This is a genomic window from Pseudomonas sp. LFS044, assembly GCF_047978245.1.
Classification (GTDB): Bacteria; Pseudomonadota; Gammaproteobacteria; order Pseudomonadales; family Pseudomonadaceae; genus Aquipseudomonas.
In genome coordinates this window covers 70,161-91,070 of the sequence record NZ_JBFPFX010000001.1, presented here as the reverse complement: position 1 = coordinate 91,070, position 20,910 = coordinate 70,161, and the positions used below count along the sequence as shown (strand labels likewise).

Sequence of the window (20,910 nt, the reverse complement as noted above, 5' to 3'; positions counted from 1 at the left end):
ATGCAACCTGCCAGCCCTGCCCCAGCTTCCGCCGATCGCCACATCATGCGCCGCGATGAGGTGGAACAAAAAACCGGCTTCAAACGCTCGCACATCTACAACCTGATGAAGGCCGGATTGTTCCCACAATGCCGGCGCATCGGCACGCGCGCCGTGGGTTGGGACTCGCTGGAGATCGAACAGTGGGTTCAGGATCGCCTGTCCGTTCGGGAGTAGTGCCATGAAAGTCCTTTCGCTGATCTCGACCAAGGGCGGCGCTGGCAAGACCACGGTTGCCGCCAACCTCGGTGGCCTGCTTGCCGACGCCGGCTTGAAGGTGCTGCTACTCGACCTAGACAGTCAACCGACGTTGTCCAGCTACTATGCCCTGTGCGAGTCCCGTGAAGCGGGCAGCTACGAACTGATCTCGCAGCGGCTCACGGTTACCGAGCAGATCATTTCCGCCACCGCCATCCCGCGGCTTGAACTGATCGTCTCCAACGACCGCGCCGGCCACCTGGGCACCGTACTGCTGCACGCGCCCGATGGCCGACTGCGCCTGCGCAACCTGCTGCCAGCGTTCACTGATCGCTACGATGTCCTCATCGTCGACACCCAGGGGGCACGCAGCGTGGTCGTGGAGATGGCCATCCTCGCCTCCGATTGTGCGCTATGCCCGTTGCCACCGGAAATGCTCGCGGCACGCGAACTGCGCCGTGGCACGCTCGGCCTGTTCGAGGAGCTGGAACCCTACCGCTACCTCGGCGTGGACTTGCCCCCGGTGAAACTGCTGCTCAATCAGGTAAACACCAACCGGCGCGACACCTGCCTGATCATGCAGAGCCTGCGCAACACCTTTGCCGCCGACGCGCATGTCAGCGTCTGTAACACGGTGATCCCTGATCGTGTCGCATACCTCAACGCCGCTTCATTGGGTTTGCCGGTGCATCGGGTCGAGTCGAAAGCCGCCCCTCGATCGCGCAGTCGCTGCGCGGCCGATGTCATGCGGGCACTGGCCAATGAACTGTTCCCTGAGTGGGAGCAGCGACTGGCCCAGACCAGGGTCCGTGCGCGGTCTTTTCCCAACAGCATTGCCTCAGTGGAATGCGTCACCGGCCGACCCGCCTAGTGCGCACTCTTCCCCGCTGCCCCACCCATGCAGCCGATCGGGAAGGCCTGGGCGGAGTCGCCTGCACTGACAGATCAGGGGCAAACCCATGAAACCGCCAACCTCCGAAGACATCACGCGCCAGCTCCAGCACGGGCACTTCCCACAGCGGGCAGCACAGGTATCGCCCACCGATCCCGACTGTGACACGCCGATGGTCGTGACCCTCGAGCAGCTGCGGCCCTACGAGCACAATCCGCGCTTCATCCGTAACCCGTTGTACGAGGAGTTGAAGGCCTCTATCCGCGACCGCGGCCTGGACCAGCCCCCGTCCATTACGCGCAGGCCCGGCGAGCCGCAGTTCATCATCCGCAACGGCGGCAACACCCGCCTGAGTATCCTCGGCGAACTGTGGCAAGAAACCCGCGAGGAGCGCTTCTTCCGCATCCATTGCCTGTTTCGTCCCTGGCAGTCGGAGCTCCATACGCTGCTGGGCCATCTGGCCGAAAGTGACCTGCACGGCCAACTCACCTTCATCGAGCGAGCACTGGCCGTGGCCAAGTTCCGCGACATGCTGCTGGTAGACGGCGGTAGCCTGAGTCAACGTGAACTGGCGGCGCAACTATCGGCCGGCGGCTACCCGATCTCGCAATCGCACATCAGCCGGATGCTGGACACCCTGGAGCACCTGCTGCCAGCGATCCCGCAAACCTTGTACGCCGGCTTGGGCAGACCTTCGATCGAGCGGACCCTTAACCTGCGTCGGCGTGCCGAATCGGTCTGGAATCGCTACGTTGCGGCTGGGCAGGTATTCCCTGCAGTATGGCTGGAAGTACTGTGCACCTTCGACTGCGAAACTGCGGAGCTGGACATCACCGAGCTACAGGACGAACTGCTCGCGCACATGGCGAAAACCTTGGGCCAGTCGCCACGTTTGCTGGCGTTGGAGCTGATCCAAGATAGCGGCCAGCCATCACGTCAGCCACTGACACCCTGCATGTCCATGTCTCCCCCGCTGAGCGTGGGCGAAAACACCGATAGCACTTCCGGTAGCGAGCCCGAATCTCCCACGGGGCTCCACTCACCGGAGCCGGTCTGCCCTCCGCAACCTGCTAACAGGAAACCAGAACAGGCAGACCTGACGCAGCCTCCCGCCGCCGCCCGTGAACAGGAACGTAGTTCAACTGCGCCACCGCCCGCTCAGTCTGCCGATGTCGGCAATGCTGGGCTTCAGTGCTTGCCCGATTCACTGGATACCATCTGGCCGATACCGCCCGCTCTGGAAGACCTGGTGCAACTTCGCCAGGCCTGCGCGCAACTGGCCAGCGAACTGGCTGGCTACGCCAATGCGCCACACATGGTCTGCGCCACGGAAGAAGGCCTGGGTTTCTCATTGGCGCCCGATACAGTAGCGCCTTCGACACCCCACCGCACCGGGATTCAGCTGCTGCTGGGCGCGCTGTTGCGCGTGCAGGATGACGTTGCTTGGGAGCAACGGCAGCAACTTCCGGCAGCGCTGTTCGGCCAACTGCTGCTGGGTGCCTACGAACTTCCGCTGATCGAGCGCCCACCGCTCGCGATCGGAATCGAGCGGCTCCCCGATCCTCAATTGGCGCAACTGTTTTCACTTATCCGGCTCTCTCGACGCCTGATCGAACTCACGCTGTCGTCCACCCGCTGACACCCGGAGGTGCCGCATGAGCACGTCGTTCAATCTGCTGAACCACGCCATGTTGAACCAGGTCCTGCATGAACTGCGCCATGGCCGACTGCAACGGTGCAAGGCCTTGGGCCTCGGCGACGAGGACATCGAGGTGCTGCAGTCGCTGCCGCCCACAACCTTGTCCCACCTGGCGCACTCCACGATCACCTGGGTCGAGATCAAGGTCGACACCACGGTGCTGCGTCGCCTGATCGCCCAAGCCGAACGCGATGAACTGAACGAGCGGCTGATCAACCGTGCCCTCAAGTTGGGGGCGAGCTCGAACATCATGTACCGCTGCTTCGGCCTCGACCATTCCGACACGGCGTTGCGCCGACGCATCCTGAAAATCGAGACTCATCGCGGTCGCCCTGTCCAGCTCAGCGAAAACCAGGAGCATGCGGTGTGGAACCGTTGGCGCCAGTTGCGAGCTGAAGATCCGGACAGCGAACCGCTGGACGCGATGATGATGCTGGCCGAGGAACAACAGATCAGCCTGACCCTGATCTGGCAGCAGATCGAGCTGTACGGAGGTATCCCATGCTGAACTTCTACACCGTGGACTGGGCCGATGTGGTGCGCCAGAGCATGGTCACGCTCAAGCGCTGTCTGGAGCAGGCCGAACAAGCCAAGGCCGCCCGTGCGCTGGCTGAGGGGCCGGGCTTCGTTTATCACGGCAGCCACGAACCGTTACCGCTGGAATTGCTGCAGGATCGCCGGCTCACCCCCGTGGAGCGCAATCTCTGGTTGGTGCTGCGCTGGTTGATCACCGAGCGGCAAATGCGGACCCCACGTTATCAGGACCTGCAGCCGTACCTGGCGACCAGCCCATGTGGCGCACAGGCTTCCCGCGAAACCATCGCCCGTGCACTGAACGTGTTACGTGCCACCCGCTGGCTCAGCCTGAGCGAGCGTTATCGGGATGCGCAGGGCTGCCTGCGCGGCAGTGTCTACGTGCTGCACGACGCGCCGCTGTCCCCCGCACAAGCCATCGACCAAGATGCCGGTTACCTGTCCCTGATCAGCCAAAACCTCTCCCACGCCACCAAAGGCGTGCGCGATCTCGCCCAGCACGTCCTCCAGGAGCTACGAGCGGATCCGGAGGTGGCTGACGAGGCCTTGGCCATAATGGCTTCGCCCGCCACGCCAAGTGCTAAACAGACCTTGCCGCTGCAGGCCGACAGCCATGTCGAGCATTCCGAACTAAGCGAGACGCACTGCGTTCGGTCTGCCGCACCCTCCTCGACCGATTCCGAATCCAGCATGAACGTCCCGGCTACGGCTGCCGTTCGGAATTCAACGCTCGACCGTACCGTACAAAAACAAAGCAAAAAAAGTACAGTACCGCCCACCTCGGCCGATGGCAGCGCCGATTGGCCAGAGGGTCTGCAGTTGAGCCCGACTGAACAGCGCCGGGCAGTCCAGGCGCTGCGCCAGCTCGAGCCCGAACAGCGACAAGCGGTGATCAATGAAGCAGCCGTTCGCTGTAGCCGCGGCGACATCCGCAAGCCGATTGCGTATCTGTTGGGGCTGATCAAGCGGGCGTGCCAGGGCGACTTCACCCTGTGGGCCGCCCGTAGCGATGCGCCGCCAGCACCGCGCAAGCGCATTCGCCCGCCAGAGCCAGCTGATGAGCGATCGCGGGAATCCGGAAGCCGTGTGGCCTCACCGCTGGCCAAGGCGTACCTGGAGCAGCTCAAGCTTCGCTGCGGTGTCGTGAGCGGGGCAACGTAACAGCGCGCTGAGTCTTTCAGATCTCCAACGATCAGCGGAGCTCAATGGATTTGATCGCAGTGGCATCACTCCAGTGACGTTTTCTATCCACACACAATCGCTTGAGGAGAGTGATCTGCGTGATGGCTGCGAGGTTGCAAGTTTTGACCAATGCCAGGATGAAGCAGTTAGCTGCGTTGTCACTCAGTGGATTTGATCACAGTGGCATCAAGGCCAGGACCATCGAAAGGAGGGGCAATGTGAGCCCATCGCCTTCACATTGATCACTGCCAGGTCGCCCGAGAGCGCAGATCGTCGGCGTCATTCCGACGGCGAGGATCTGGCAATGGTCGACCACTACCAACTCAACCTGGGCTCACTGCGCAGCAGCATCACCCTCACCCTGCACACGCATCACGCAGCACGTCTGTGGCAGGGCCGTGCCGCACGCGAAGGCGTGTTCGGCATCATGGGCATGGCGGGCTACATCAGCGTCACCAACCTGCTCAAGCAGGCAAGCAGTCAGGACGACCCCTTCGCCGACTGGTTCATGCTGCAACTCGAAGACAAGGTATTGCAGGCCAAGGCCGAGCTGCTGGCGTTGATCGAGCAAGTCAAATTGGTCGAGCGCGACCTGCCCTCCCAGGTCAGTATCGGCGACAACCTGAACATCCACCCTGTCACCCTGCCCCTGTTTATCGGCAGCCAGTTGGGGTTTCTCGCCGTCTACCTGCTGACCGACTACGACAGCCTGGTGCGTCGCGTGCTGCTCGCCCACCACACCGCGCTGATCGGCCGGGTCGACATGGAACACTGGATCGATCGTGGCGCCCACCTGCTGCGCAGTCTGTTCAGCATGGCGCAGCAGTACCGACTGGCCGGGGTAAGCCGCGACGACATGGCGGCCAACAACGCCCGCGCCCGCGAGGCCATCGACAAGTTCGGCATCCCGCCTCAGGACATTCTCGAAGGCACCCGGCGCTCGCAATTTGCGCCGCCCATCGTGCGCACCGCCAAGCCCGCACTGCCCACTGAGACCGATCAACTTGATGACGACGTGAAACCTGCGCCCGGCGAGCCCGCCGAAGGCGGTGAAGCATGACCCTGGCCGAAGCGATCGCCCACTGCCTGTCATCAGAGGCCTATCGCGAGCTTGAACACAGTGCCTCTCTAAAAGGCCTTTTAAAGCCTTTTAAGGGTAAGGGGGAGCTGTTCCAGTTCGCCGAGACAATCAAACAGCTGCGCGGCGAACTCGAGACGCTGATGGCTGCGATGCTGGCGATCATGGCGCAGTCACCCTTCTCGTTGCTCGAGTTGCGACTGAGCGTCCAGCACAGCTCCCAGGGCGCCTGCTTCCTCCGCTGGCGCAGCCCGGACTTCAAGCGCATGGGCGTGGAGGTCTGGGAGCAGGTGATGGAGCATCCGTTGCTTCAGCCGGAGCTGCGCCAGGCGCTGTACCAGCTGGAGGCCAACCGGATCGTCCTCAACCTGCAGATGAGCAGCCTGAACTCGCTCTACCGCCAGGTCCTCATGGGCGCCCTCAAGCTCGCGTATGCCGATGACGTCCTTTTCGATACCACCACCGAGGAGAAACACCCATGAGCACGTTCTTTGTTGGCGAAGGCAATATCGGCAGTCCCCCTGAGTTTCAGGAGTTCAACAACAACCCGGACGAGCCAAAGCGGCTGCTGCGGTTGAATGTCTATTTCGACAATCCGGTACCGCGCGAGGGCGGCTATGAAGATCGCGGCGGCTATTGGGCCCCGGTGGAGCTCTGGCACCGCGATGCCGAGCACTGGAGCACCTTGTACCAGAAAGGCATGCGCGTCTTGGTCATGGGCCGAACGGTCAAGGATGAGTGGGAAGACAGCGAGGACAATGCCCGGGTGACATTCAAGGTCGAGGCGCGGCACATCGGCATCCTGCCGCATCGCCTGGCCGGCGTGTCCATGCGCGAAAAGGCCAGTGACAATGGGGGCAGCAGCCGCAAGCCGGCCGGCAAGAAAACCACCCGCAAGCCGACTTAAGCTGGTGGACGTCAGTGGAACGTGCCCTTCAGCGCGATACCGCTTAGTCGCGGCGCCCCACGCCCCGGGCAACATCACGCAGGCCGTCCCCCTCGATCAACCCTTTGACCTCCGCCAGGTACTGGTCCAGGGCAAGGAACGCCCGCCAGTGCGCTGGCGCTTCCTTGACCCACGCGATCAACCTAGCCCTCGCCGCCTGATTGTCAGGTTCCTGATGGGTGGCCATGAACAACTCGCAGGCCTTGATCGCTAACGCATCCGCTTCATGCTGCTCAAGCTCGTCCAAGCCGCTATCTCCGTGTGACAGTCAGGTCACCGTATTCTTATCTGGTGATACGCCCCATTAAGTTGGCAGTCAACCTTATAGGGCGTTCATATCTCCGGGTGGCTGGTCAACCATACGGGTTGAATTGGAGAGCCTCCCCGTTGCCAGTCAAAGAGCCTAGCCCACAACACATTGGCCGCCAGTTGGCCAAGTACCGCCGTGCCCAGGGCTTTACCCAGGCGCAAGTCGGTGAACGCCTGGAGATCGGCACCGAAGCGGTCTCGCGCATGGAGCGTGGCAAGGTCGAACTGACCGTGCCCAAGCTGCTGCAATTGGCGGATATGTATGGCTGTCCAGCCGATGAGCTGCTGCTGGCCATCAGTCCTCGGCCACAGGACCAAGGGCAAAAGATTGCCTTACTGATCAAGGACCTTGGCGAGACGGACAAGTTTGCCCTGGACCTGCTGCAGACCGTGACCGCGCACCTCGCGCAACGGTAAGTCGCTCGCCGCTGGCGGCTACACCGATATGATCTCGACCAGTTCAGCTTTTCCCTAGCGCTCCCCTACCACTCGCCCACCCTGTCAGTACCTGACCGAGAGGGCCACGCCATGCGCCTCTACATTTGCGAAAAACCGTCCCAAGCCCGCGATATCGCCCGAGTGCTGCAGGCCCATCGTCGCGGCGATGGCTGCCTGCAGGGCGTCGGGGTAACGGTGACCTGGTGCGTGGGGCACTTGCTGGAGACCGCGCCGCCAGAAACCTATGGCCAACAGTTCAAGCGCTGGTCACTGGAGCACCTGCCGATCATCCCGCAGCACTGGCAACTGGTGGCGAAGCCCAAGGTGGCGGCGCAGTTGAAGGCGATCAGCCGGCTGCTGCAGAACTGCACCGAGGTGGTGATTGCCACCGACGCCGACCGCGAGGGCGAGATGATTGCCCGGGAGATCCTCGAGCGCTGCCAGTATCAGGGGCCGATCCTGCGCCTGTGGCTGTCCGCCCTCGACGACGCCTCGATCCGCCGGGCCCTGACGGCGTTGCGGCCGGGTGAGCAAACCCTGCCGCTGTACCACTGTGCCCTCGCCCGGTCCCGGGCCGATTGGCTGGTGGGCATCAACCTCAGCCGATTGTTCACCCTGCTCGGTCGCCGCGCCGGCTTCGACGATACGCTACCCGTGGGCCGTGTACAGACACCGACCCTGCGCCTGGTGGTTGAACGTGACCGCGCCATCGCCAGCTTTGTCGCCAGGCCGTTCTGGACCGTGGACGTTGTGCTGCAGGATGACGGGGCTGAGTTTGAGGCGCGCTGGCAACCACCCGCTGCACACTGTGATGATAACGGTCGCTGCATCGATCAGGCGGCGGCTGAACAGGCTGCCCGGCGTTTGGCAGCCGCGAAGGCAGTACACGTCGAGCGGGTCGACGTTGAACGCGTGACGGAGGGGCCGCCCTTGCCGTTCGACCTGGGCACACTGCAGGAAGTCTGTTCGGCCAAACTCGGCCTGGGCGCGCAGGAAACCCTCAGCGTGGCGCAGGCACTGTACGAAACCCACAAAGTCACCACCTACCCCCGCAGCGACTGCGGCTACCTGCCAGAGAGCATGCTGGACGAAGTGCCGCGTGTGCTGCATGCCTTGGCCGCAGCCGATCCGGCGCTTGGCCAGCGCTGCAAGGAGCTTGATCCGACACGACGTTCCCGCGCCTGGAATGGCAGCAAGGTCACCGCCCACCATGGCATCATCCCCACCGCCGTGGTGATTCCGCTGAGTCAGTTGTCTGAGCGTGAGCGCGCCGTGTACACCCTGATCCGCGCTCGCTACCTGGCGCAGTTTCTGCCCCACCACGAATACCTGAAAACCCAGGTGCAGCTGCGCAACCAGGCCGATCAGTTGCTGGCCCGCGGCAAACAGATCCAGGTACGAGGCTGGAAGTCGGTGATCGACGAAACCGATGCTAATGAACCGACTGAGCAAACGCAGCGGCTCCCGACCCTGCAGGAGGGTGCCTCGATTGCCGTGCTCGACGTCACGGTCACCACACAGCGCACCCAGCCGCCCAAACCTTACACCGAAGGCACGCTGGTCAAGGCGATGAAAACCATCGCCAACCAGGTGGCCGACGTGCGCCTGAAGAAAACCTTGAAAGACAGCATTGGCATCGGCACCGAGGCCACCCGCGCCGCGATCATCCAGGGCCTGATCGATCACGGCTACTTGACCAAGAAAAAGCGCAGCCTGGCGGCCTCTGCGGCCGCCCACACGTTGATCGAGGCCGTTCCGCGTGAGGTGGCAGATCCGGTGATGACTGCGGTATGGGAACAGGCGCTGGCACGGATCGAGACCGGTCAGCTGAGTGTCGAGGCGTTTCTCGCCAAGCAATCGGCCTGGCTCACCCAGGTGGTGCGCAGCCAGGCCTCGTTGAACCTGCAGCTACCCCGTTCGAAAGGTCCAGCCTGCCCGGTGTGCCGCAGTCCCATGCGCCAACGCAAAGGCCGCACCGGTAATTTCTGGTCCTGTGTGCGCTACCCGGACTGCAAGGGTACCAAGCCAGTGAAGTCCAGCGCGGCGCCTGCCAAGCCGAAGCGTTCCTGACTGCTTGACGGTAGGGGCCGTCACTGATGTAGTGAACAGGTCCCTCGCCGTTTGGCGACCCCAGGCCGATTCGCTCCGGGCAGCTCGGCCAGACTCATTGAGTTCGGAGCCTCTTTCACCGCGCTGTATCGCTGTTCCGGATGTCCAAGGTTCCCGAGACGGATGACCCGTGCGGCCTGCTGCAGGCTGTAGGGGTCATCCGCCTCGGCGACGATGCTCAGTGCCGGTGCCCGCCGGCGAAAAAACGGGCACCGTTTGTGCGCGGATGCGTGCCAGTTGTTCCGACCCAGGCCACGACAAGGGTCGGTTGATCAGGGTGGCAGGACAGCGAAAGTGAAGCGACGACTTCGCTGTCAATGGACCGGATCAAAGGTGGCCCTTCTGTTCCTAGCCTGACGACCGTTGGGCTATTTTTTCGCGCGCTTGGGTCCACTGCGCGCCAACCACGTCCACGCCTCTGAACCCTGTCAAAATCGCCGTTGACGGGCGCTGCGCACCGTTCTATAGATGAATTGCAATGCGCTGTCGTTGACAGCACCAGGTAGCCGGAACCTGCAAGGCTACGCTCTCCCCAGAGTGGTTCCTCCCAAAGTGCGACTAGCGTTCGGCGGCTCGCACGGTTATCGCTGCCCGCGATGATGAGCGCTCTTACACCACTGCTGTTGCACCTGACCTTCCCTTGCGGACTCACCCCCGCCAGGGCCGGTGAATATCCGCGTTTCTCGCAAACAGGAGATTCACCATGACCACGGCAAACACTGCTGCTCCCGCCACCTACTTCAACCTGCACACCCAAGGCATTGGTTACTTGAACCGCGTGCGCGAGGTGCCCGTACGGCGCGGCCAGCCCTTTATGGCCTGCGACATCGCCGCCTTGCACGGTGCGTCGGATGACGTCGAGTACACCCGCTTCGACTGCAAGGTCGCTGGCGGTGAAGCCGAACGGCTGATCCGCGAACACCTCGAGGATGTCCGTGCCGAACGCAAGGTGCTGATCGCGTTTCGCATTGGCGACCTTTGGGTCGACGCCTTCACCTACGAGAAAGGTGAGCGCAAAGGCCAACCCGGTGCCAGCCTCAAAGGTCGGCTGATCTTCATCGAGTGGATCAAGGTCAACGGTCAGCTCACCTACAAAGCGCCAGCTCGGCAGGATACTTCCTCGGCTGAACCGCCGTCCGAAGCGGCAGAAGTGCATGCGCCGAATCCTTCACACAGTGCCGATCAGGCTATGAACCAGGCCACGGTGCCTGCCTGAGACTGATGCCCCACCACAGAGGCGCTCGCATGAGCGCCTTTTCTTATCCCCGGAGGCTGCCATGGAGAGTTACTGGCTCTGTGAGGATTGCCTGCACGCCGTGGCCTACGACGACTTTAGCGCGCTGTCGCTGTACTACAGCGAGGCCGAAGTCGACCAGCGAATTGCGCAGATGCGTATCGAGCTGCAGGCGCTAATGCCGCTCAGCGCTGATTTCAACCCGGACACCGGCGTCGGCATCGACCCCCTCTCCACTCGCCCCTGCGAAGCCTGCCACTCCCCGTTGCGCGGCGTCCGTCATCGTTTCACCCGCCTGTGACCGCCTGATCCCACCCACCGGGGGCCTCCTCCCGGAGCGCTTCCGTTCACGAGGTTCTGCTCATGAACACGCCAATGACCCTAGTCGAGCCCCTCGACCCGGCACTGACCCAGCGCGCCCACGAAGATGCGTTGATCAGCGAAGCCCTGCAGCTACTGGACCAACGCTACTTCCAACGCGGCGAAGTGCTCATCACGCCTGCCGACGCCGCGTCTTACCTGAAACTGCGTCTGGCGCCTTATCACCACGAGGTGTTTGCCTTGCTCTATCTCGACTCACAGCACCGCGTGCTGGACTTCGAGGTGCTGTTTTTCGGCAGCATCGATGGGGCCTCGGTGTACCCCCGCGAAGTGGTGGTCAAGGCGCTGGCACACAACGCCGCCGCAGTCATCCTCAGCCACAACCACCCTTCCGGCTGCCCTGAGCCCAGCGGCGCCGACCGAGTGCTGACTACACGCCTGATCGAAGTGCTGGCGCTCATCGAGGTCCGCGTTCTGGACCACATCATCGTTGGCGAAGGTCAGCCCCTGTCCCTGGCCGAATACGGCTGGATCTAACCCTCTCTCTCGCCACCGCCTGCATGGGGTGGCGTTCTCTTTTAACTGGAGCGCCACCATGCTCACCTCAACCCCCAACCCCTTTGCCCGCGGCTTCCATGCGCTCTCCTGCGAGCGCGTGGTCCAGATCCACTACGACGACCAGTGCCCACCCTGCTACCGTCCTCTGCACACCGCCCAGTTGGACCTGGACGACGATCACATCAACTGCCAGGCGTGCGTGTTCGATGACGACTGTGCCGTCATCACGGAAGGCCAGGATGTCTCTGGCTTCCTTCGCATGCAATTGCCCGCAGACGGCGTGGTCACCACTGTGCTGTACCAGGTCACCGCTGAGCGGCTGAGTGGCTCGGTACACGTTGGCGATCTTCCCAGCTTGGAAGCGGCGGAGCATGTGATGCAGCAGCTGTCCTTTGCCACCGGCCACTACAGCCGCAGCTGGGAGATCAGCTCATCCCACCTACCGGCCGAAGAGTGCGCCTACCTTGAGCAGTTGGCCCGCAGCGAACGACCGGCCGGTTTCTTTGAATGCTTCCCGTTGGTCAGCAACCGCTCCGTCGGCTGCAAGCTGTACTCGACTCCCTGGCACCGCGGCGCCCATGTAGATGGCCTCGGTTGCTCAGCAGCGGACGTATGCACGCGCCTGCTGGACGAACAGGTACCGCCGGTGTTGATGACCCTGTTGCTGCTGGCCGGCCAGGCCGACACGCGTTTCCTGGTGTTCGATGCCGATGCAGCCCCGCTGGCCGGACTGCCGGTATTTGCTGACAATTGACCCAAGGCGCCCCGCAGGGCGCCTTTTTTATGCCTTGGGCCCGATAAACAGGGCAGGCAACTTCGGTTTTTCAGTGGGTGCACCTCGCGCGCATTGCCAAGGTGTCGGCAACTTCTGTCGAGACCTGCTCATGCACACGCCCGCACTTCCTTACCTGGTCCTGATACTCGCGCTGGCGGGATGCAACACGTCGCCTGCCATCACCCCACCGACGGCGCCAGCCAAAGCCGTACCAGCTCCGCCCACCCCGTCCAAGCCGTTGGCAGAGTCACCTGCGTGGGTCCGCCAAGACCGCTACACCCTGGTCAGCACGCGACCGACGCTGGAGCAACGCCAGCCATTGTTCCAGCTCATCACCGTGCAGATTTCACCGGCGCTGCACGCGACGGTCGGTGATGCCCTGCGCCACGTGTTGCAGCGCTCGGGCTACTCACTCTGCGCCAACCGCGCCGAGGTCACGACCTTGTTCAGTCGCCCCCTGCCGGCCGTGCAGCACCAACTCGGGCCGATGGCGCTGCTGGACGTTTTGGCCATCCTCGGCGGCCCGGCATGGCGGCTCGTGATCGACCCGGTCGAACGCAGCGTGTGCTACGCGCTTCGCGCACCGGTGCCCCTCCCACCTCACCCGCCAATGGAGATCGCGCCATGAAGGTCCATCACTTTCAGGCCCTGGTGCTCGGGGCCCTGTGCCTCGGCGCCGCCGTACTGGCCGCCGTGACCTACAACCACCAGCAACAGCTGACCACGTTACTGGTAGCCCTTGAGAATGCGCCAGCCGATCCAGTCCCGGCGCTGCGGCGCGACCTTGATGCACTCGGTGTCACCCTCGCGACGCTTCCACCGCAAGTGAAAGCTCAGGGCGAGCACCAGCGTCAGCAGGATGCGGCCTTCGCGACACTGAGCAAACAGCTGGATGAGGTGAGCGCATCGCTCCAGGCCATTGGAGCGGTATCACCGATTCCGACCAAGGCTGACCTGGCCGCGCTGGATCAGCGATTGGGCAATGCCGAAATCGCCATCCGCGCCCTCGAGGTTCGACCGGCTACGCCATCCGCACAGAACCAGCCTGCAGCCCCCGCCAAACCGGCCGCCAAAGCCCAAGCTCCGACGCCGCCATTCACCTTGCTAGGTGTCGAGACCCGTGGTGATGTCCGGTTTGTCTCGGCCCTGCCGGCCGGCGCGCACGCCCTGTCGACCGTCCACCTGCTCCAGCCCGGTGACAGCCTGAACGACTGGCAGCTCAAGGCCATTCGTCGAAACCAGGCCGTGTTCCAGGTGCCTGGGCTCGGCGAACGTTCACTGCCCCTGCCGTGACGAGGTGCGTATGGTCCGGTTCACCACCTTCTCGCTGCTCCTACTTCCCATCTGCCTAGTGACAGGCCCGGGATGGAGCGCACCCGCCACGGTCGAAACGGAGCAGCAGTCCAGCGAGCAGGCCCCGCTGCAGCGAGCGCAATCCGCAACACAGGCCAAAGCCTGGGGGCTGACCGATGATGAATGGGCCAAGTTTGAGCGTCTGCAGAGCGGTCCCCGCCAGTACTGGTCACCGCAACTCGACCCGCTGACCACCCTGGGCGTGGAAGCCGATTCGGACCAGGAGCGGCAGCGCTACGCCGAGCTGCAGGTGCGACTCGAAGCCAAGCGCGCCGCGCGCGAACTGGCCTATCAAAAAGCCTACACCGCGGCCTGGGCGCGGTTGTTCCCGGGTCTGCGGCCTGTACAGGGGATGAGCGATGCCGCAACCCCGTCGAGCAACCCGCGCTATGCGGTTTTTGTGGAAGACCCGTGCGCGACCTGTGAGGCCAGCTTCCGCCAATGGCTGAGCACCGGCGCCCACCTGGACGTGTACCTGGTGGGCAGCCAGGGCGACGATGCGCGCATTCGGCAATGGGCGCTCACTGTGGGGATTACACCCACCCAGGTCAGCAACGGCCAGGTCACCCTCAATCACGACCGCGGCCGCTGGTTCGCCCTCGGCGCCAGCCGCCCCCTGCCCGCACGCTTTCAACAGGTGGAAGGGAAATGGCTACGCGTCGACTGACCCTCGCCCTGACCCTGATGGGGGTGACTGCAGCCCAAGCAGGCGGCCTGCCTCCGCCGGCGTACCAGTTGGCCGCCGCCCAGGCCGGCATCCCGGCTTCGGTGTTGTTAGCCATTGCCCAACAGGAGAGCGGTACGCCGCTACGTGGCCACCTTATACCTTGGCCGTGGACCTTGAATGTGGCCGGCACGCCGCAGCGATTCGCTACCCGTGACCAGGCCTGCAACGCACTCAGAGTGGCGCTCACCCGACATGATCCCAAGCGCATCGATGTCGGCCTGGGGCAAACCAACCTGGGTTACCACCCTGAGCGTTACCCCACCGCGTGCGACGCCCTCGATCCGCGTAGCAACCTCGCCGTCACCGCTGACCTGTTGCGCGAGCACTACGCCGACGTCGGTGACTGGGTCATTGCCGCCGGCCGCTACCACCGACCTGCAGGTGGGGCCCCGGCGGCACGCTACCGCACTCAGTTCAGCCAGCACTGGCAGCGCCTTGAAGCCGCCAGGTCCAGCCGTGGAGGACCACGCTCATGATTGACATTCGGCGGGGCGCACTGATCTGCCGGCTGCTGGGGTCGTTGGCTGCCGGGGCATGGCTTGTGCCAACAATTCACGCCATGGCCGCCGAATCGGCCGCGTGGGTCGAGCAGCCCGACCCGCGAACACTGAACTGGGTACTGCCAGTACACAGCACGCGCCTTTCTCCGGGGGATGTGCAGCGCAGAGCGCTGGATCTGCCTGGCATAGTCCCACTGTTCCTGGTTGGGGCGGACGCGGCCTCATTGACGTGGCTAGCGGAGCAAGCGCCAGCGCTGAAGCGTTTGGGCGCCAACGGCTTAGCCGTTGAGGTCGCTGATACCGCGGCGTTGCAGCACATCCAGGCGGTAGCACCTGAGTTGACCATCTGGCCGGTGAGTGGCGACGACATCGCCGAACGACTGGAGCTGGAGCACTACCCGGTACTGATCACACCAACCGGCCTGGAACAGTGAGGCACCTTCATGGGTGATCATGCAATGGAATCCCTGCTGCGCCCAGCGGTGGAGCTGTACACCGTGGGCATCTGTGCCGGTGCCGGCGCGCTGTGCCTGCATTCGCCCTGGGCGGTAGCCCTGTCGCCGGAGGTCGGTGCTGGCATGGCCCTGGCCTACACCGCCTTCGGCCTCAAGCGCCTCAATGAGGCCCGCATTGTCCTACGTTATCGGCGCAACATCCGCCGCCTGCCCCGCTATTCGCTGACCAGCCGACAGATCCCGGTCAGCAGCAAACGCCTGTTCATGGGCCGTGGCTTTCGCTGGAGCCGCCTGCACACCCAACGCTTGCTGGAGGCGCAAGACCCTGCGCTCGCCCGCTACGTCAACCAGTCAGCGGCCTACCAGTGGGCCAGACGCCTGGAGCACCTCCTGGAAATGGCGCCGCCAGGGCTATCCCTCCTGCCCCGGGTGACCGCCTGGGACAGCCCGCTCAACCCGGTACGACCACTGCCGCCCGTGGGCGGCTCACCGCTGCTTCATGGCGTCGAGCCCAACGAGCAGGAAGCCTCCTTGCCCCTAGGTGAACGCGTGGGCCACACCCTGGTCCTGGGCACCACAAGGGTCGGTAAAACGCGCCTGGCCGAGGTCTACATCACCCAGGACATTCACCGGCCAAGCCAGGAAGTGGTGATCGTCTTCGACCCTAAAGGCGATGCCGACCTGCTCAAGCGCATGTACGTGGAAGCACGACGCGCCGGCCGTGAACACGAGTTCTACGTCTTCCACCTGGGCTGGCCGGAGATCTCCGCGCGCTACAACGCCATCGGCCGTTTCGGTCGCATTTCGGAAGTCGCCACCCGTATCGCCGGGCAATTGAGCGGTGAAGGCAACTCGGCAGCGTTTCGCGAATTCGCCTGGCGCTTCGTCAACATCATCGCTAGGGCCCTGATTGAGCTGGGCCGGCGCCCCGACTACCTGCAGATCCAGCGCCACGTAGTAAACATCGATGCACTGTTCATCGAGTACGCCCAGCACTTCTTCGCCTGCCATGACCCGCAGGCCTGGGAGACCATTGTTGATCTCGAAGCTCGGCTCAACGAGAAGAACGTGCCGCGGCACATGATTGGCCGTGAGAAACGTGTGGTCGCCATCGAGCAGTACCTGACTGCCAAGCGCCTCTTCGACCCGGTGATGGACGGCCTGCGCTCCGCGGTGCGCTACGACCGCACCTACTTCGACAAGATCGTCGCCTCGTTGCTGCCGCTGCTGGAAAAGCTCACCAGTGGCAAGACGGCCCAGTTGCTGGCCCCCAACTATGCCGACCTTGACGACCCACGGCCGATCTTCGACTGGCTGCAGGTCATCCGCAAACGCGGCATCGTCTATGTCGGTCTGGATGCACTGTCCGATGCCGAGGTCGCCGCCGCGGTCGGCAACTCGATGTTTGCCGATCTGGTTTCCGTGGCCGGGCATATCTACAAACACGGCATCGATCATGGCCTGCCGAACTCCTCCAGTGCGGCCGAGAAGGTGCCCATCAACCTGCACGCTGACGAGTTCAACGAGCTGATGGGCGATGAGTTCATCCCCCTGATCAACAAAGGTGGCGGTGCCGGTATTCAGGTCACCGCCTACACCCAGACCTTGAGCGACATCGAGGCACGCATCGGTAGCCGGGCCAAAGCCGGCCAGGTCATCGGCAACTTCAACACCCTGCAGATGCTGCGCGTACGCGAAACTGCGACCGCCGAACTACTGACCAATCAGTTGCCCAAGGTCAACGTGCAGACCCGCACCTTAGTCTCCGGTGCAACCGACACGGCCGACCCCGATGCTCGAACCGACTTCACCTCTTCTTCGCAGGACCGGGTGACCACCACCGCCGTGCCATTGATCGAGCCCGCGCACATCATCGCCCTGCCAAAAGGCCAGATGTTTTCGTTCCAGGAAGGCGGGCAACTTTGGAAAGTGCGAATGCCGCTGCCCAAACCAGCGAGCGACGATGCGATGCCGGCCGATCTGCAGACTCTGGCTGCGCGCATGCGCGAGTCCTACAACGTCAATTCGGGGAGTTGGTGGAACAGTGCCGGCGGAGCGCCGACGGTCAACTTCGATCCCGAGATGCCACCACCAGGGCGTAAACCCGCCTCTTGAACACTTGGTAGCCCACGAACACCTGGGAGCCCTCCATGCCTACTGCCCCAACCAATCCGCCTCAGACACAACGACGACCCGGGCTGATCTTCGGCACGTTTGAACTGTGCCTGCGATTGCTCGGTCTGCTTTTTGCTTCCCTGCTGTTCTCCATTCTGTTGGAATTCATGGGCATGCTGTGGTTCTGGCCAGAACAAGGCTGGCATCACAGCCATACCATGTGGCTGACTGAGCTGAGCTGGCTCAGCAACCATTTCAGAGGCTCGCTGCTGGTGCAGGAGCCAGCGCAAGCGACCGCGACAATCCTTGAGCGCCTTAACGATTGGGTTATGGTCCGTTCCGGCTGGGCACAATCCGACATCCAGCTGAAGCTGCTCAGCCGCGAATCTTCGTTGCAAGGACAGCTTGCTCAAGCGTACGTCGCTGTCCAAGACTACCTGCTGGCGGCCCTGTTCACGGTCTTCACTTTCGTGGTGCGCTTAATCGTTCTCACTCTGGCCACCCCCCTCTTCTTGCTTGCGGTGCTCACCGGCATGGTCGACGGGTTGATGCGGCGCGACCTGCGTAAGTTCGGGGCGGACCGGGAGAGCAGCTTTGTTTATCACCGAGCAAAGCGGACGTTGCTGCCGTTGATCGTGAGCCCTTGGGTGATCTACCTCGCACTCCCTTGGTCTGTGAATCCCATTTTGATACTACTGCCGTGCGCTGCCTTGCTTGGGTGGATGGTGGCGATCACGGCAACAACATTCAAAAAATATCTTTGAATACCTGCAATCGAACCGAAGCCGCCAATGAGACGGCGTTGCTGGAACGCCTACGTCCGTGTTCGCGGGGCAAGCCCACACCCACAAAGATCGCCTCTGGGCTCACTGGCAGCTTCGGGTCGATTTCTACCGGTCAAGTCGTCCCCATGCGCGGGTCAAACCCGATGCAAACAGGTAGAGGGGCACTCGTTAACTCAATAGCCCTGACTCAATCTAGAAATGCCATTCACATGTCTGAACAGTCATTTACTCATGGCATGGTAATGCTCCGAATACCCACACCCCTCAAAAATCAACCTCAGCCCCTCTTTGAACACGCCATGATCAAACTCCTTTATGTCAAAAATGTTCTGACCCAAGGAGTGCGACTCTCTATTCATGTAGCGATAAAAAGTAATAAACTTGTCTGCCGATAGTGCCGGCGTCTGGAACACGTTATTGAAATCTTTCTTCTGCACAAAACTGAAAAAATACTCAACGATATTCCGCATGCAGTTGGCAATAAGCGCAGGCGGTGAAGCCTGATCATTTATGATGGACCAGTATGACTGGTAATCATTTTGAATCTCTTCATACTTCATCGAAACCACAGCGCTTCCATTGGAATTTTTCAGCACCCGATACAGATGCTGATTGTCTCCGCGCGTTTTGTGGTTAGTGATCGTCAACTCATAGAAAAAGTACAAACTATGAGTCAGCACAAAGACCTGCTTGTACAGATCGTTATTTATGAAATATTTTTTGATCAGCTGACCGATGTTAAATACATAAAGATGAGAAAGACTGGAGATAGGGTCGTCGATCACAACCACTTTAGCCTGGGGCATCGCAGCGGCTGTTTTCTGCCCTTTGCAAAGCTCCATAAAGTAAAGAAAACTGATTACAGTTTTCTCACCTTCACTCAGCGAATGAAATGCATTTTCTTGATCAGTAGCCCGAGCAACCCGATAGAAATTCTCACCGTAGCGCACCACCGAGAAACCATCAATGCCGATTTCCACCAGACCAGCATTGATATGCTCAATTGACTCCTCGATATTTACCGTCTGCTTCCTTAAAGAAATAATTTTCCCATTAGAAGCACTGACAGCAGAATTTATCTTTAGGGCTTCCCCGTTGATTATTTTAGACTCACCCTCAAGCTCTGAAGCTGACTGTGCATAAGCGGAAATTGTCTGATCATAATTCCAACGCATCAACGCCCAAAAACGAGATCTAATATCATCCCTCGTCTTTTTCTTATTCGACACCTTTTCATTATGCGCATCGATTAACTGGTTCAAGCCGCTGATCAGATCGTTGATAACGTCGACGCAGGACTGGGTATCAGTGAGATTGACCGGTGTGCTTGGACTTTTAATTTTGTTGCTGATGTGCAACGTATTTTCGCGTATTGATGCTTTCAGTGCCTCACTGGCTGTACTCCATGCATCTACTAGCTCTTTACTGGCAAGTGGCGAGTTTGCAACACTTTGGAGATTGAGGTTGGAGGTCAGTGTCTCATAGCTGGTTTTGATGAACTCCAGATGCTTAACATCCTTCTCGTATGCTTCATCAAAGACTTGACGAATGGATTCTATTATGCTTTTAGTGATCGTGTTCTGTTGGCAAAATGGACAGACTTGTGGGTCTTTACCATTAGAGATGTACTGGAGTCCTTGCTTCACCCAGTCGGAGTTGCCCGCCTTAGCAATGAATTCTGCAACCGAACCTTCCTGGCTACCGACGATCACTTTCGACCAGAGCGGGTCCGTTTCAATGTTGAGCCAGCCAGCGGTAAGGGTCGAAACCTTCAAGAACGGAGCTGCGCCTTCTCCTTCAATGGCCGAGATCTCGGCCTTCAAATCATCAACCGTGTATCCGGGTGCAGTATCTGGCAATGGCAACCCAATAATGTGCTGAAAAAGGAGCTCTGTGCGCTTCAGATTATCCAGACAAAACTCCAGTACGCGATCCCCACCCGAGAAACTCGTCTTAATCTCCCAAACCTTGCCGCTCGCCTTGGTCTTTTCCTGGGCGAGTTTGGTAGCGTTTTCTGTGGCTAGCTTCGCATTTGCTTGCTGCGCGGTAAGATGCCCCTCTAGCTCTTTCGTTTCAGCCTCGATTTGCTGAAGGGCGACCTTGTTCTCTTTGGAGAGTGTGAAGATACCTTTTAAATTATCCTCTTCGTAAAAATAGTCATTAAGGAAGCTTTGGTTGTATACCAAAATCTCACAGGGCTGAGCGGTTTTTATGCTGCACTTGGAAAACCGAGGCGCGCTTTGATTGTACAAATATTCGGAAATGGTGCTCTTCCCAGCACCATTTAAACCGTAGATCAGTGACGTCTTGCTTGTGAGCGAAAGAGTCGATTTGGACTTGTAACTGGTAACGCCATCTATGTTCAGTTCCGTGATCATTACGACACTCCTGCATGCTATGTGGCTTTGCGCCATCTCTATTGGCGAGAAGCAGCATAGGCGAGCAGCCAGACACCTGCCACACCAACATTCAAAAGGGTCGTTCAATGCGATTCAGATGACGAGCGGGGACCACCCAAAGGTCAATGACACAGCTAGGCCTTCCATCTATCTGCAGCAATCGCTGGTTGTGTACCGCTCCCTGGATCGTGGAACTCCAGTCTTACCCCTCTCCTGCCAACCTCGCCAAAAAGCGAAAGGTCAAGAATCCCTTTAACTCATGCC

General features: G+C 61.1%; 23 protein-coding genes. 21 read left to right on the top strand and 2 right to left on the bottom strand.

All coding sequences use genetic code 11. The features are described from left to right. From ACNQPL_RS00480 to ACNQPL_RS00445, 8 genes are all read left to right on the top strand, one after another. Complete coding sequence (locus ACNQPL_RS00480) at window positions 1-216, top strand: AlpA family transcriptional regulator (RefSeq protein WP_010799440.1); 216 nt, start codon at window positions 1-3, stop codon at window positions 214-216. A gap of 4 nt (window positions 217-220) precedes the next feature. Next, the gene (locus ACNQPL_RS00475) at window positions 221-1,108 is read left to right on the top strand and encodes a ParA family protein (RefSeq protein WP_416465203.1); all 888 of its coding nucleotides are present in this window, start codon (window positions 221-223) and stop codon (window positions 1,106-1,108) included. A gap of 88 nt (window positions 1,109-1,196) precedes the next feature. Next, window positions 1,197-2,768 carry a ParB family protein gene (locus tag ACNQPL_RS00470; RefSeq protein ID WP_416465201.1) on the top strand — a complete coding sequence of 524 codons (1,572 nt, stop codon included), beginning with the start codon at window positions 1,197-1,199 and terminating at the stop codon, window positions 2,766-2,768. A 16-nt stretch (window positions 2,769-2,784) separates the two neighbouring features. Further along, entirely contained in the window at window positions 2,785-3,336 is a 552-nt protein-coding gene (locus ACNQPL_RS00465) for a DUF2857 domain-containing protein (RefSeq protein ID WP_416465199.1), read from the top strand. Continuing rightward, the gene (locus tag ACNQPL_RS00460) at window positions 3,330-4,523 is read left to right on the top strand and encodes an STY4528 family pathogenicity island replication protein (RefSeq protein ID WP_416465197.1); all 1,194 of its coding nucleotides are present in this window, start codon (window positions 3,330-3,332) and stop codon (window positions 4,521-4,523) included. The genes ACNQPL_RS00465 and ACNQPL_RS00460 overlap by 7 nt, the downstream gene beginning before the upstream one ends. A gap of 325 nt (window positions 4,524-4,848) precedes the next feature. Beyond that, window positions 4,849-5,604, top strand: coding sequence for a PFL_4669 family integrating conjugative element protein (locus ACNQPL_RS00455; protein WP_416465195.1), 756 nt, complete (start codon window positions 4,849-4,851; stop codon window positions 5,602-5,604). Continuing rightward, window positions 5,601-6,104 carry a DUF3158 family protein gene (locus ACNQPL_RS00450; RefSeq protein ID WP_416465193.1) on the top strand — a complete coding sequence of 168 codons (504 nt, stop codon included), beginning with the start codon at window positions 5,601-5,603 and terminating at the stop codon, window positions 6,102-6,104. Before ACNQPL_RS00455 ends, ACNQPL_RS00450 begins: the two co-directional genes overlap by 4 nt. Next, window positions 6,101-6,529: a single-stranded DNA-binding protein gene (locus ACNQPL_RS00445; RefSeq protein WP_416465191.1), complete on the top strand. Its 429-nt coding sequence runs from the start codon at window positions 6,101-6,103 to the stop codon at window positions 6,527-6,529. Before ACNQPL_RS00450 ends, ACNQPL_RS00445 begins: the two co-directional genes overlap by 4 nt. A 43-nt stretch (window positions 6,530-6,572) precedes the next feature. On the opposite strand, the gene ACNQPL_RS00440 is transcribed toward ACNQPL_RS00445, so the two are convergent. Continuing rightward, on the bottom strand, window positions 6,573-6,755 hold the full coding sequence (locus ACNQPL_RS00440) for a hypothetical protein (RefSeq protein WP_416465513.1): 183 nt from the start codon (window positions 6,753-6,755) through the stop codon (window positions 6,573-6,575). A 200-nt stretch (window positions 6,756-6,955) separates the two neighbouring features. Here ACNQPL_RS00440 and ACNQPL_RS00435 point away from each other — a divergent pair, with 200 nt between their 5' ends. The 13 genes from ACNQPL_RS00435 (at window position 6,956) to ACNQPL_RS00375 (ending at window position 18,226) form a co-directional block, all read left to right on the top strand. Next, entirely contained in the window at window positions 6,956-7,294 is a 339-nt protein-coding gene (locus ACNQPL_RS00435) for a helix-turn-helix domain-containing protein (protein ID WP_416465189.1), read from the top strand. Between the two features lie 111 nt (window positions 7,295-7,405). Continuing rightward, window positions 7,406-9,385: a DNA topoisomerase III gene (locus ACNQPL_RS00430; protein WP_416465187.1), complete on the top strand. Its 1,980-nt coding sequence runs from the start codon at window positions 7,406-7,408 to the stop codon at window positions 9,383-9,385. 742 nt (window positions 9,386-10,127) lie between these two features. Further along, on the top strand, window positions 10,128-10,640 hold the full coding sequence (locus ACNQPL_RS00425; RefSeq protein ID WP_416465185.1) for an STY4534 family ICE replication protein: 513 nt from the start codon (window positions 10,128-10,130) through the stop codon (window positions 10,638-10,640). Window positions 10,641-10,701: 61 nt separating this feature from the next. Continuing rightward, window positions 10,702-10,959, top strand: coding sequence for a hypothetical protein (locus ACNQPL_RS00420; protein WP_416465183.1), 258 nt, complete (start codon window positions 10,702-10,704; stop codon window positions 10,957-10,959). A gap of 62 nt (window positions 10,960-11,021) precedes the next feature. Further along, complete coding sequence (gene radC / locus ACNQPL_RS00415) at window positions 11,022-11,516, top strand: RadC family protein (protein WP_416465181.1); 495 nt, start codon at window positions 11,022-11,024, stop codon at window positions 11,514-11,516. A gap of 58 nt (window positions 11,517-11,574) precedes the next feature. Beyond that, the gene (locus ACNQPL_RS00410) at window positions 11,575-12,291 is read left to right on the top strand and encodes a hypothetical protein (protein WP_416465179.1); all 717 of its coding nucleotides are present in this window, start codon (window positions 11,575-11,577) and stop codon (window positions 12,289-12,291) included. A gap of 130 nt (window positions 12,292-12,421) precedes the next feature. After that, the gene (locus ACNQPL_RS00405) at window positions 12,422-12,940 is read left to right on the top strand and encodes a PilL N-terminal domain-containing protein (RefSeq protein WP_416465177.1); all 519 of its coding nucleotides are present in this window, start codon (window positions 12,422-12,424) and stop codon (window positions 12,938-12,940) included. Then, complete coding sequence (locus ACNQPL_RS00400) at window positions 12,937-13,605, top strand: hypothetical protein (RefSeq protein WP_416465175.1); 669 nt, start codon at window positions 12,937-12,939, stop codon at window positions 13,603-13,605. Before ACNQPL_RS00405 ends, ACNQPL_RS00400 begins: the two co-directional genes overlap by 4 nt. Window positions 13,606-13,615: 10 nt before the next feature. Then, the gene (locus ACNQPL_RS00395) at window positions 13,616-14,332 is read left to right on the top strand and encodes a TIGR03759 family integrating conjugative element protein (protein ID WP_416465173.1); all 717 of its coding nucleotides are present in this window, start codon (window positions 13,616-13,618) and stop codon (window positions 14,330-14,332) included. Further along, window positions 14,314-14,868 (top strand): transglycosylase, encoded by a 555-nt coding sequence (locus ACNQPL_RS00390; RefSeq protein ID WP_416465171.1) that lies wholly within the window; start codon window positions 14,314-14,316, stop codon window positions 14,866-14,868. The genes ACNQPL_RS00395 and ACNQPL_RS00390 overlap by 19 nt, the downstream gene beginning before the upstream one ends. Continuing rightward, complete coding sequence (locus tag ACNQPL_RS00385; protein WP_416465170.1) at window positions 14,865-15,326, top strand: integrating conjugative element protein; 462 nt, start codon at window positions 14,865-14,867, stop codon at window positions 15,324-15,326. Before ACNQPL_RS00390 ends, ACNQPL_RS00385 begins: the two co-directional genes overlap by 4 nt. 9 nt (window positions 15,327-15,335) lie before the next feature. Next, window positions 15,336-17,462 (top strand): type IV conjugative transfer system coupling protein TraD, encoded by a 2,127-nt coding sequence (gene traD, locus ACNQPL_RS00380; RefSeq protein ID WP_416465168.1) that lies wholly within the window; start codon window positions 15,336-15,338, stop codon window positions 17,460-17,462. A 35-nt stretch (window positions 17,463-17,497) separates the two neighbouring features. Then, window positions 17,498-18,226: a TIGR03747 family integrating conjugative element membrane protein gene (locus ACNQPL_RS00375; RefSeq protein WP_416465166.1), complete on the top strand. Its 729-nt coding sequence runs from the start codon at window positions 17,498-17,500 to the stop codon at window positions 18,224-18,226. A gap of 242 nt (window positions 18,227-18,468) precedes the next feature. On the opposite strand, the gene ACNQPL_RS00370 is transcribed toward ACNQPL_RS00375, so the two are convergent. Then, window positions 18,469-20,625, bottom strand: a complete 2,157-nt coding sequence (locus ACNQPL_RS00370; RefSeq protein ID WP_416465164.1) for an AAA family ATPase — start codon at window positions 20,623-20,625, stop codon at window positions 18,469-18,471. Window positions 20,626-20,910: the final 285 nt, after the last annotated feature.